Annotated in this window: 12 protein-coding genes and 1 pseudogene; 10 read left to right on the forward strand and 3 right to left on the reverse strand. The window is 71.1% G+C overall.

The annotated features are described in order from the left end of the window. Positions 1–136: 136 nt before the first annotated feature. From allB to IH68_RS0128655, 3 genes are read left to right on the forward strand one after another with little or no spacing between them, the layout of a single operon-like run. On the forward strand, positions 137–1,477 hold the full coding sequence (allB, locus tag IH68_RS0128645; RefSeq protein ID WP_030940574.1) for an allantoinase AllB: 1,341 nt from the start codon (positions 137–139) through the stop codon (positions 1,475–1,477). Positions 1,478–1,529: 52 nt separating this feature from the next. Beyond that, entirely contained in the window at positions 1,530–2,660 is a 1,131-nt protein-coding gene (alc, locus tag IH68_RS0128650; RefSeq protein ID WP_030940575.1) for an allantoicase, read from the forward strand. A gap of 50 nt (positions 2,661–2,710) precedes the next feature. Then, complete coding sequence (locus IH68_RS0128655; protein WP_159403732.1) at positions 2,711–3,736, forward strand: hypothetical protein; 1,026 nt, start codon at positions 2,711–2,713, stop codon at positions 3,734–3,736. A gap of 3 nt (positions 3,737–3,739) precedes the next feature. Here the strand turns inward: IH68_RS0128655 and IH68_RS0128660 are convergent, their stop codons facing one another. Further along, complete coding sequence (locus IH68_RS0128660) at positions 3,740–4,486, reverse strand: SDR family oxidoreductase (protein WP_030940579.1); 747 nt, start codon at positions 4,484–4,486, stop codon at positions 3,740–3,742. A gap of 113 nt (positions 4,487–4,599) precedes the next feature. Between IH68_RS0128660 and IH68_RS0128665 the strand changes: the two genes are divergently transcribed. The 4 genes from IH68_RS0128665 to IH68_RS0128680 all read left to right on the forward strand — a co-directional run bounded on the left by IH68_RS0128665 (position 4,600) and on the right by IH68_RS0128680 (position 7,614). After that, a complete protein-coding gene (locus IH68_RS0128665; protein ID WP_030940582.1) occupies positions 4,600–5,415 on the forward strand; it encodes an AIM24 family protein in 816 nt (271 codons plus the stop codon). Positions 5,416–5,509: 94 nt separating this feature from the next. After that, on the forward strand, positions 5,510–6,136 hold the full coding sequence (locus IH68_RS0128670) for a dihydrofolate reductase family protein (protein WP_030940584.1): 627 nt from the start codon (positions 5,510–5,512) through the stop codon (positions 6,134–6,136). Positions 6,137–6,227: 91 nt separating this feature from the next. Beyond that, the gene (locus IH68_RS0128675) at positions 6,228–7,133 is read left to right on the forward strand and encodes a DMT family transporter (protein ID WP_030940586.1); all 906 of its coding nucleotides are present in this window, start codon (positions 6,228–6,230) and stop codon (positions 7,131–7,133) included. Positions 7,134–7,218: 85 nt separating this feature from the next. Continuing rightward, on the forward strand, positions 7,219–7,614 hold the full coding sequence (locus tag IH68_RS0128680) for a ribonuclease domain-containing protein (protein WP_030940590.1): 396 nt from the start codon (positions 7,219–7,221) through the stop codon (positions 7,612–7,614). Between the two features lie 63 nt (positions 7,615–7,677). On the opposite strand, the gene IH68_RS0128685 is transcribed toward IH68_RS0128680, so the two are convergent. Then, positions 7,678–7,878 carry a hypothetical protein gene (locus tag IH68_RS0128685; protein WP_030940591.1) on the reverse strand — a complete coding sequence of 67 codons (201 nt, stop codon included), beginning with the start codon at positions 7,876–7,878 and terminating at the stop codon, positions 7,678–7,680. Between the two features lie 177 nt (positions 7,879–8,055). On the opposite strand from IH68_RS0128685, the gene IH68_RS0128690 reads away from it, so the two are divergent. The 3 genes from IH68_RS0128690 to IH68_RS0128700 all read left to right on the forward strand — a co-directional run bounded on the left by IH68_RS0128690 (position 8,056) and on the right by IH68_RS0128700 (position 11,283). Then, positions 8,056–9,300: a histidine kinase gene (locus IH68_RS0128690; protein ID WP_420719012.1), complete on the forward strand. Its 1,245-nt coding sequence runs from the start codon at positions 8,056–8,058 to the stop codon at positions 9,298–9,300. A gap of 47 nt (positions 9,301–9,347) precedes the next feature. Beyond that, a complete protein-coding gene (locus IH68_RS0128695; protein WP_030940595.1) occupies positions 9,348–10,028 on the forward strand; it encodes a response regulator transcription factor in 681 nt (226 codons plus the stop codon). A gap of 70 nt (positions 10,029–10,098) precedes the next feature. Continuing rightward, positions 10,099–11,283 carry a cytochrome P450 family protein gene (locus IH68_RS0128700; protein WP_030940597.1) on the forward strand — a complete coding sequence of 395 codons (1,185 nt, stop codon included), beginning with the start codon at positions 10,099–10,101 and terminating at the stop codon, positions 11,281–11,283. A 29-nt stretch (positions 11,284–11,312) separates the two neighbouring features. On the opposite strand, the pseudogene IH68_RS58355 reads toward IH68_RS0128700, so the two are convergent. Next, a pseudogene (locus IH68_RS58355) lies at positions 11,313–11,460 on the reverse strand (dehydrogenase); the annotation flags it as partial.

An 11,460-nucleotide genomic window follows, 5' to 3' on the forward strand; every position in this document is an offset into this window, starting at 1 on the left:
CGTCCAGAGTGGGCTCGGGGGGTGCACTGTGGAGAAGTGTGCCCTTGACGGCGCGGAAGCGGGAGTGAAGACTCCTTCAACAGAAAGTTGAATTCCGTTACGTGGAAGTAAATCGCGGCGGCTGAGAGGGGTCCGGGTGTCCGACACAGAGCTGGTGCTGCGCTCGACGCGCGTCATCACACCCGAGGGAACGCGTCCCGCCACGGTCACGGTCGCGGGCGGCAGGATCACGGCCGTACTGCCGTACGTCGCCGCCGTACCCTCGGGCGTCCGGTTCGAGGACTTCGGCGACGACGTCCTGCTGCCCGGCCTGGTCGACACGCACGTGCATGTCAACGACCCCGGCCGCACCGAGTGGGAAGGCTTTTGGACCGCGACCCGCGCGGCGGCGGCCGGCGGCATCACCACCCTCGTCGACATGCCGCTCAACTCCCTCCCGCCGACGACGACGGTCGACAACCTCCGTACGAAGAAGGACGTCGCCGCCGACAAGGCGCACATCGACGTCGGCTTCTGGGGCGGCGCCCTGCCCGACAACGTCAAGGACCTGCGCCCGCTGCACGAGGCCGGCGTCTTCGGCTTCAAGGCGTTCCTGTCGCCGTCCGGGGTGGACGAGTTCCCGCACCTCGACCAGGAGCGGCTCGCCCAGTCCCTGGCCGAGATCGCCTCCTTCGGCGGCCTGCTGATCGTGCACGCCGAGGACCCGCACCACCTGGACGCGGCCCCGCAGCACGGCGGCCCCAAGTACGCCGACTTCCTGGCCTCCCGCCCGCGCGACGCCGAGGACACGGCGATCGCCCAGCTCATCGCCCAGGCGAAACGCCTGGGCGCGCGCGTGCACGTACTGCACCTGTCGTCGAGCGACGCGCTCCCGCTGATCGCCGAGGCGAAGGCCGAGGGCGTGCGCATCACGGTCGAGACCTGCCCCCACTACCTCACCCTCACCGCCGAGGAAGTACCGGACGGCGCAAGCGAGTTCAAGTGCTGCCCGCCCATCCGCGAGGCCGCCAACCAGGACCGGCTGTGGCAGGCGCTGGCGGAGGGCACCATCGACTGCGTGGTCACCGACCACTCCCCGTCCACGGCCGACCTCAAGACGGACGACTTCGCGACCGCCTGGGGCGGCATCTCCGGACTCCAGCTGAGCCTGGCCGCGGTGTGGACCGAGGCGCGCAGACGCGGGCACGGCCTGGAGGACGTGGTCCGCTGGATGTCCTCGCGCACGGCGGAACTGGTGGGCCTGGACGCACGCAAGGGCGCCATCAAAGCGGGCCGCGACGCCGATTTCGCGGTCCTCGCACCCGACGAGACGTTCACCGTGGACCCGGCGGCCCTCCAGCACCGCAACCGCGTGACGGCGTACGCGGGCAAGACCCTGTACGGCGTCGTGAAGTCGACCTGGCTGCGCGGCGAGCGCGTCGTCGCGGACGGCGAGTTCACCGAGCCGAAGGGGCAGCTGCTCACCCGCGACCACTGACCGAACCTCCCGCACCCGCAGCGGCCGACCCCGAAAGGACGATCTGATCACCGTGACGGCGCAGCATCCATCCCGTTTGGCCAGTTTCACCGGCGACGCGAACCCGTACGGAGGCGGTGACCCGTACGCCGACTACCGCACCGCCGACTTCCCCTTCACCCAGTACGCCAACCTCGCCGACCGGCGCCTCGGCGCCGGAGTGATCGCCGCCAACGACGAGTTCTTCGCCCAGCGCGAGAACCTGCTGGTGCCCGAGCAGGCCGAGTTCGACCCCGAGCACTTCGGGCACAAGGGCAAGATCATGGACGGCTGGGAGACGCGCCGCCGCCGTGGAGCCTCCGCCGACCACCCGTGGCCGACGGCCGAGGACCACGACTGGGCGCTGGTCCGGCTGGGAGCGCCGGGTGTCGTACGGGGGATCGTGGTCGACACGGCCCACTTCCGCGGCAACTACCCGCAGGCGGTGTCGGTCGAGGGCACCTCGGTACCCGGTTCCCCGTCCCCGGAGGAGCTCCTGGGCGACGACGTGAAGTGGACGACCCTCGTCCCGCGCACCCCGGTCGGCGGCCACGCGGCCAACGGCTTCGCCGTCTCGGCCGAACAGCGTTTCACCCACCTGCGCGTCAACCAGCACCCCGACGGCGGCATCGCGCGCCTGCGCGTGTACGGCGAGGTCGTCCCGGACCCCGAGTGGCTGGCGACCCTGGGCACCTTCGACGTCGTCGCCCTGGAGAACGGCGGCCAGGCCGAGGACGCCTCCAACCTCTTCTACTCCCCGGCCACGAACACCATCCAGCCGGGCCGCTCCCGCAAGATGGACGACGGCTGGGAGACCCGCCGCCGGCGCGACCAGGGCAACGACTGGATCCGCTACCGCCTGGCGGCCCAGTCCCAGATCCGCGCGATCGAGATCGACACGGCGTATCTGAAGGGCAACAGCGCGGGCTGGGCGTCGGTGTCGGTGAAGGACGGCGAGGACGGTGACTGGCGCGAGATCCTCCCGCGCACCCGTCTGCAGCCCGACACCAACCACCGCTTCGTCCTGCCGGCCCCGGCAGTCGGCACGCACGCGCGCGTGGACATCTACCCCGACGGGGGCATCTCGCGCCTGCGGCTGCACGGCTCACTGACGGAGGAGGGGGCGAACCGTCTCTCCGCCCGCCACCAGGAGCTGGGCGGCTGACCTGCGCTACCGTGAACACCCCATGGCGAACGGGGTGTTCACGGGGAGGCGTGTTGGCGGTTCTGCTCTACTACCCGTTGGTGAAGCCACCGACGGAGGTGCTGCATCAGGCGCTGCTGTACTGGGACGGCATCGGTTCGGTCGTACCCGCGGATCCGCAGGTCTACGAGGCCGCCGTGCCTCGGGAGTTGAAGGACCTGAAGGATCGTGGCCTCTACACGCCGTTGGGGCTGACCGGGCAGTACATGGACATCCTCAGGGATCCCGACGACATCCTCCCTTGGCTGGATGCCGAGGAACAGCGGTGTGCGGCCTCCCTGGCGCTGAGACGCGAGCTGCGGCGTCTGGCGGCCAGTCCGGACCGGCCTCGCTTGTCGTTTCCACCGCAATCCTTTCTCTACGAGTCGAAGATGAGCAGTTGGCTGCCCTGGGAGCTGCAGCGGCTCGGTCTGGCCACATCGCGCGACGAGCGTCGTTGGACGGTGGGTGTGCCGAACCGGGTCCAGGAAATCGTCGTAGGCGCCATGGCGCGTGAACTGGCCCGGCACGCCGACGTCTCGTACACCCCGTACACCGATCGTGCGGACGCCTACCGCCTGTCCTTGAGCGCGCCCGAGCTGTCCGTGGCCGCCTGGGAGGTGGAACTCGGCCGTCTCCTGCCCGTTCCCGCTCCGGGCACGGAGACCGCCAACGTCCTCGCCTTCCGCGAAAGCCACAGCGACGAACGCGACCGGCTGATGCGCGCCCTGCACCGACTGCTCGGCAACCTCCGCCGCGACTACGAGCACCCGGCCGACGTCCTGGCCCAGCTGCGCCGCGAGATCGAGCAGTCCGTCGATGACTACCGCAAGGCGGCGAAGAGCAGCCGTATGGCCTGGGTGGAACGGTCGGTGATGGTGACCGTGGGTCTGGCCGCCGGGGCCGGTGAAGTGGCGCAGCCCGGTCTGGGCTGGGCCCTGTCGGCCGTGGGCGGCATCGCACTGAACGTGGCCACCCGCGAGATACGCCCCCTTGCCAGGGCCCGCGAGGGCCACGACTTCAGCTACCTGCACCGGGCGAGAGAGACATTCACCTGACCGTCACGCCGCGAAGCCACCGTCCACCGCGAACTCCGCTCCGGTGACGTAATCCGCCGCCGCCAGATACGCGACCGTCGAGGCCACCTCGTGGGCCGCCCCGAAACGCCCCATCGCCGTCATCGCCGCCTGGTCGGCGGCGGACGGTCCGTCCGCCGGATTCATGTCCGTGTCGACCGGACCCGGATGCACGATGTTCGCCGTGATCCCGCGCCCGCCCAACTCCCGGGCCAGTGCCTTTGTCAGGCCGATCAGCGCGGCCTTGCTGGTCGCGTACAGCGTTCCGCCCGGCCCCGGCACACGCTGGGTCATGCACGTACCGATCGTGATGATCCGCCCGCCGGACGGCATCCGTGCGGCCGCCGCCTGCGAGGTCAGAAACACCCCGCGCACGTTCACCGCCAGCACGCGGTCGACGTCGGCGAGGGTCAGGCCCTCCAGTGGACCCAGCACGCCCACCCCGGCGTTGTTCACCAGCACGTCGAGCCGGCCCAGCGCCTGAGCGGTATGTTCCGCCGCCCTCGCAGCCTCCTCCGCGTCCCCGGAGTCCGCACGCAGGGCCACCGCCCGGCGCCCCAGCGCTTCGATCCGCCGTACGACGTCTTCGGCCGCCTCCTTGCCGTTCACGTAGGTGACGGCCACGTCCGCGCCGTCCCGGGCGAGCCGAAGTGCGGTCGCCGCGCCGATGCCGCGGCTGCCGCCGGTCACCAGAGCCGCCTTGCCGTTCAGGGTTCCGTAAGTCGTTGTCATGGGTCCATCCCAGCGCCGCCCGCACCAGGGTGCTGGCGGCGAACGGACACCGAGATCGAGTGACCGGATCGAGTGGCCGGAACTCTTTCCTCCACCTCCGACGTTCTGCCCACGTGACACTTCAGCAAGAGATCGTCGGCAACGCCATGCAGATGGCGGTCGTCAACCTGCACCCCGGCCAGACCGTGTACTGCGAAGCCGGAAAGTTCCTGTTCAAGACCACGAACGTGACCATGGAGACCCGCCTGTCCGGTCCGTCGAACGGCGGCGGGCAGTCCCAAGGCGGCTCAGGCGGCGGCATGGGCGGCATGCTGCGCCAGGCCATGGGCACGGCCATGCAGGTCGGCCAGCGCATGCTCGCGGGCGAGTCGATGGCGTTCCAGTACTTCAGCGCGCAGGGCGGCGAGGGCACCGTCGGCTTCGCGGGCGTGCTCCCGGGCGAGATGCGCGCCCTGGAACTCGACGGCACGCGCGCGTGGTTCGCCGAGAAGGACGCCTTCGTCGCCGCCGAGTCCACCGTCGACTTCGGCATCGCCTTCCAGGGCGGCCGCACCGGCATGAGCGGCGGCGAGGGCTTCATCCTGGAGAAGTTCACCGGGCACGGCACGGTGATCATCGCGGGCGCCGGCAACTTCATCGACCTGAACCCCGCCGACTTCGGCGGCCGCATCGAGGTCGACACGGGCTGCGTCGTCGCCTTCGAGGAGGGCATCCAGTACGGCGTCCAGCGCATCGGCGGGCTCAACCGCCAGGGCATGATGAACGCCGTCTTCGGCGGCGAGGGCCTGTCCCTGGCCACCCTGGAGGGCAACGGCCGGGTGATCCTGCAGTCCCTCACCATCGAGAGCCTGGCGAATGCCCTGAAGAAGGCCCAGGGCGGCGACAAGCAGGGCCCGACGGGCGGTCTGTTCTCGACGCACGCCGGGTAGGCCGGAGCGCCGTACGACCGACCGATGAGTTGCGGGCGCCGGTGGGGTCTGAGGTGATGACAACAGACCCCACACCAGGAAGCAGGCACCCGCCATGGGCAAGCTCGTCTCCACGATCTTCGTCACCCTCGACGGCGTCTACCAGGCACCCGGCGGCCCCCAGGAGGACACCCGGGGCGGCTTCGAGCACGGCGGCTGGAGTTTCGTCTACGGCGACGACGACTTCGGCCGGTTCGTCGGCGAGGTCTTCGAGCGCCCCGCCGCGTTCCTCCTCGGCCGCCGCACGTACGACATCTTCGCCTCGTACTGGCCGAAGGTGACCGACCCCGCCAACCGCATCGCCTCCCAGCTGAACGCGCTGCCGAAGTACGTCCCGTCGTCCACCCTCAGCGACCCCGCCTGGTCCGGCACGACGGTGATCAGCGGCGACCTCGCCAAGGAGGTCACCGCCCTCAAGGAGCGCACCGAGGGCGAGCTCCAGGTGCACGGCAGTGGCGCCCTCGTCCAGTCCCTGCTGGACCTCGGCCTCGTCGACACCCTCCACCTGGTGACGTTCCCGGTGGTGCTCGGCACGGGCCTCCGTCTCTTCAGGGAGGGCGCCGTACCGACCAAGTTCCGCCACACGGGCGGCCGCACCACCCCTGCCGGGGTCTCCATCCAGTCGTACGACGTGGCCGGACGACCCGACTACGGCTCGTACGAGCTCCCGGAAAACGCCTAGCCGAAGATCACCCGCGCCGGTACGGTGATCGCTCCCCGTGGGAGCCGCCGAGGTCTCCGCACACCCGCCGGAGACCGGGAGAGCCGCCCCCATGTCGTCGATCGCCGTACCACGCCCGTTCGCCCCCCGCCGGGCCTGGCTCACCGACCTGCCCGTGCTTCTCGTCGCGGTCGTGTGGGGCTCGAGCTACCTCGCCGCCAAGGACATCACCACCGCGCGGACGGTGCTCGCCGTCCTGGTGCTGCGTTTCGCCGTCGTCCTGCCCGTGCTCGCCGTCGTCGCACGGCGCTCCCTGCGTGCCCTCACCGCCGCCCAGTGGCGCGGCGCCGCTCTGCTCGGGCTGATCCTCGGCGGGATCTTCCTGCTGGAGACGTACGGCGTCGTCCACACCTCGGCGACCAACGCCGGCCTCGTCATCAGCCTCACGATGATCTTCACCCCGCTCGCCGAGGCCGCCGTCACGCGCGTCCGGCCCCCGCGGGCATTCCTTACTGCGGCCGGTCTCTCCGTGCTCGGCGTCGTGCTGCTCACCCAGGGCGGCGGCTTCACCCGCCCCTCCCTCGGCGACCTGCTGATGCTGTTCGCCGCCCTCGCCCGTACCGTGCACGTCCTCGCCATGTCCCGCATCAGGGCCGTCCGGGGCGCCGACGCGCTGTCGCTCACCACGGTCCAACTGGGCGCCGCCGTCGTGGTGTTCGCGGTCCTGTCCGCGGGCGCCGACACCACGCCGTGGGGCGCGGCGGCCGGCTTCGGGGCGCGGGAGTGGGCCGGGCTGCTCTTCCTGTCCGTGTGCTGCACGTTGTTCGCGTTCTTCGTGCAGATGTGGGCCGTGCGCCGGACGTCCCCCTCGCGCGTCAGCCTGCTGCTCGGCACCGAACCCCTGTGGGCCGCCGGGGCCGGCATCGCGCTCGGCGGGGAACGGCTCGGGGTGGTCGGACTGGCGGGTGGCGCGCTGGTGCTTGTGGGGACCGCGTGGGGACGAAGGGCTGCAAGTTAACGTGCGGAAAACTCATCGGACTTGACGGGAAATTCTCCGGACTTGACATTGACATGCCACTGTCTACGCGCGTCATCATGACGGCATGACATCCCCCACACGCACCACTCGCATCGGTGCCGCAGCCGTTCTTCTGTCCGCCCTCCTCGTGGGCGGCGCCGTCACCGCCACCACTGCGGACGCCGCCGCCGACTCCGTCGGCAGCATCTGCTACAACTCCCTGCCCTCCCAGGCCCACGACACCCTCGACCTGATCGCGCAGGGCGGGCCCTACCCGTACTCGCAGGACGGCACCGTCTTCTCGAACCGTGAAGGCGTCCTGCCCAGCCAGTCGTCCGGGTACTACCACGAGTACACGGTCATCACGCCCGGTTCGTCCACGCGCGGAGCTCGCCGCATCGTGACCGGCGAGCAGTCCCAGGAGGACTACTACACCTCGGACCACTACGCCACGTTCGACCTGATCGACTTCGGCTGCTGAGCGACTTCCCCCGCTCAGTCACTCCGAGGGAACAGTGCGACCAGCCGGAAGTCCGGTCGGCGCTCATCCGGACTTCCGGCTCTCCGCGGCGGCGAACAGCGCGAACGCCAGCACCAGCAGCGCGACGCTCGTGTAGACCCCGTAGCCGTCGAGGAGGCCGAGCCGTTGCACGAGGCCCACATGCCAGTCGGTGAACTCGTGCACCAGGCCCAGCACGCCCTGCACCAGGGCGATGAATCCGAGTAGCTCCAGCAGCTGCTTCATGCTCCGACCCTCGCCCCGCGGACCCCCCACAGACATCGGCCGCGGGGCGAGTCGTCCCCGCCGGAAGTCCACCGTCCGGCGGCGGCGCGCGCCGAAAGTCTCCAGTGGTGCGACTTTGGTCGGGGATCCTCCGCATGGAGGGGTGGCGGCACGCCTCACTGCGTAGATTTGGCGACCGTGAGGGATGACAAGCCGACACCGGCCGCAAGGGTCATCGGCCGCAGATGGCTGTTCCCGTCGGCCGTACTGCACGAGATCGACCCCGACGCCGGGCGGTCCGGGCGGCCCCGGCGCACCGTGCGGGACTGGGTCGTCGATTTCACCTGCTTCCTGCTCGCCGTGGCCATCGGTCTGGCGGCCGCCGACACCCTGAACAGCGACACGCACACCCCGCACGCCCTCGCCGTCGTCGACCAGTTGCTCGGTGCGCTGGCCTGCGCCGCGGTGTGGGCGCGCCGCCGCTGGCCGCTCGGGCTCGCCGTCGCGATGATCCCCGTCGGCCTGCTGTCGAACACGGCGGGCGGCGCCGGCATGATCGCGATCTTCACCCTCGCCGTGCACCGGCCCTTCCGGTACGTCGCCTGGATCGGTGGCATCTCCGTCGCGCTGATCCCGTTGTTCTTCTGGCTGCGCCCGGACCCGGACCTGCCGTACGCGGGGGCGGTCGCGTTCGCGGAGCTGTTCAGTCTCGCCGTCATCGGCTGGGGCATGTTCGTACGGTCCAAGCGCCAGCTCATGGTGAGCCTGCGCGACCGCGCCCGGCGGGCCGAGACGGAGGCGCAGCTGCGCGCCGAGCAGGCGCAGCGGCTCGCCCGCGAGGCCATCGCCCGCGAGATGCACGACGTCCTCGCGCACCGGCTGACGCTGCTGAGCGTGCACGCGGGCGCTCTGGAGTTCCGGCCCGACGCACCTCGGGAGGAGGTCGCGCGGGCGGCCGGTGTCATCCGTGAGAGTGCGCACGAGGCACTCCAGGACCTGCGGGAGATCATCGGTGTCCTGCGCGCGGGCGAGCCCGACGACGCGGGCCGTCCGCAGCCGACGCTCGCCGCGCTGGACGCGCTGGTCACCGAGTGCCGCGAGGCCGGCATGAAGGTCACCCTCGCAAGCCGCGTCACCGACCCCGCCGCCGTCCCGTCCTCCGTCGGCCGCACCGCTTACCGCATCGCTCAGGAGGCCCTGACCAACGCCCGCAAACACGCTCCCGGCACGGAGGTCACCGTCTCCGTCACGGGCACCCCGGGCGAGGGGCTCGTCGTGGACGTGCGCAACCCCGCCCCGGAGGGGGAGGTGCCCGCCGTGCCTGGCTCCGGGCAGGGCCTGATCGGGCTGACGGAACGGGCCACCCTGACCGGCGGCCGGCTCGAGCACGGGCCGGAATCGGACGGCGGGTTCCGGGTGCGGGCCTGGCTGCCCTGGGGATGAGGCGACCCGGGCGCGGCGGCCCCGCCCGCCGTGATTACGTAAGGCCCATGACTGCGATCAGACTGCTCCTCGTCGACGACGACCCCCTGGTGCGGGCCGGGCTGTCCCTGATGATGGGCGGCGCCGACGACATCGAGATCGTCGGCGAGGCCGCCGACGGCGCCGAGGTCGAGGAACTCGTCGACCGCACCCGTCCCGACGTGGTCCTCATGGACATCCGGATGCCGTCGGTGGACGGCCTCACGGCCACCGAGCGGCTGCGGGACCGCAAGGACGCCCCGCAGGTCGTGGTCCTCACCACCTTCCACGCCGACGAACAGGTGCTGCGCGCCCTGCGTGCGGGCGCCGCCGGGTTCGTCCTGAAGGACACCCCGCCCGCCGAGATCGTCGATGCCGTGCGCCGGGTCGCGGTCGGCGACCCCGTGCTGTCGCCCACCGTCACACGGCAGTTGATGGAGCACGCCGCGGGCTCCGGCGCCGACACCCGGCGCATGCACGCGCGCGTGCGCATCGACGCCCTCAACGACCGCGAACGCGAGGTCGCCGTCGCGGTCGGCCGCGGCCTGTCCAACGCCGAGATCGCCGCCACGCTCTTCATGAGCGTCGCCACCGTCAAGACCCATGTCTCCCGCATCCTGGCCAAGCTCGACCTCAACAACCGTGTGCAGATCGCCCTGTTGGCGTACGACGCGGGCCTTCTGGAGGAACCGGACGGCGACGGGCACTAGCGGCACCCGCCGTGCGTTGTCGGTGCACCGGGAGAAAACCGGGCGGGGGACGGGGTGGGACGGGGTGAACATGACGGAAGTGATCGACCTGGGGGAGTTCGGCGACGGGTTCCGCGAGGACCCGCATCCCGTGTACGCGCGACTGCGCGAGCGCGGGCCGGTGCACCGGGTGCGGCTGCCCGTACCGGACCAGCACCACGAGACCTGGCTCGTCGTCGGGTACGAGGAGGCGCGCACGGCGCTCGCCGACCCGCGGCTGGCCAAGAACGGCAGCAGAATCGGCATGATGTTCCTCGACGAGGAGTTGATCGGGAAGCACCTGCTGGCTTCCGACCCGCCCCAGCACACTCGCCTGCGTGCCTTGGTCTCGCGCGCCTTCACCGTGCGCCGCGTGGAGGAACTGCGGCCCAGGATCCAGGAGATCACCGACGAACTGCTCGACGCGATGCTGCCGCACGGCCGCGCCGACCTCGTGGACTCCTTGGCGTATCCGCTGCCGATCACCGTCATCTGCGAGCTGCTCGGCGTACCGGAGCTGGACCGCGGCGAGTTCCGCAAGATGTCGTCGGAGGCGGTCGCGCCGACCGACGCGGACCTCGAACACCACGCGTTCGCGCGGCTCGCCGAGTACCTCACCGAGCTGATCGAGGACAAGCGGAGCGCCGGGCCGAGCGGCGACCTGCTCAGCGACCTGATCCGCACCACCGCCGAGGACGGCGACAGGCTCTCCCCGGGCGAACTGCGCGGCATGGCCTTCATCCTGCTCATCGCCGGGCACGAGACGACGGTCAATCTCATCAGCAACGCCGTCCACGCCCTGCTCACGCACCCGGACCAACTCGCCTCTCTGCGCGCCGACATGAGCCTCGTCGACGCTGCGGTCGAGGAGACGCTGCGCTACGAAGGACCGGTGGAGAACGCCACGTTCCGGTTCGCCGTCGAACCCCTGGAGATCGGCGGCACCCACGTCGAGAAGGGCGACTTCGTGATGGTCGGCCTCACCGCCGCCGACCGCGACGGACTGCGCCATCCCGCCCCGGACCGCTTCGACATCCGCCGCGACACCCGCAGCCACCTCGCCTTCGGCCACGGCATCCACTACTGCCTCGGCGCCCCCTTGGCCCGCCTCGAAGCCCGCACGGCGATCCACACCCTCCTGGAGCGCGCCCCCGGCCTGTCCCTCGACGGCCCGCCCGGCGACTGGCTCCCCGGCATGCTGATGCGCGGGGTGCGCAGCCTGCCGGTGCGCTGGTAGCCGGCCGACGGGACCTCCGCGAGCGCCACTTACCTGCGTTCCCGTCGGGAGGCCTCGCAGGCCTCGGGCTTCCGTAGCGCCTGCAGGGCCTTGCGGCCGTTGCAGGGGTTGGCCCGCTGGGCGCGTCCTGTCCGTCGACGGTCCGCCTGGCGGCTGGTTGCCGGGCGTGTTGATGCG

Source organism: Streptomyces sp. NRRL S-646, from assembly GCF_000720765.1.
Taxonomy (GTDB): Bacteria; Actinomycetota; Actinomycetes; order Streptomycetales; family Streptomycetaceae; genus Streptomyces.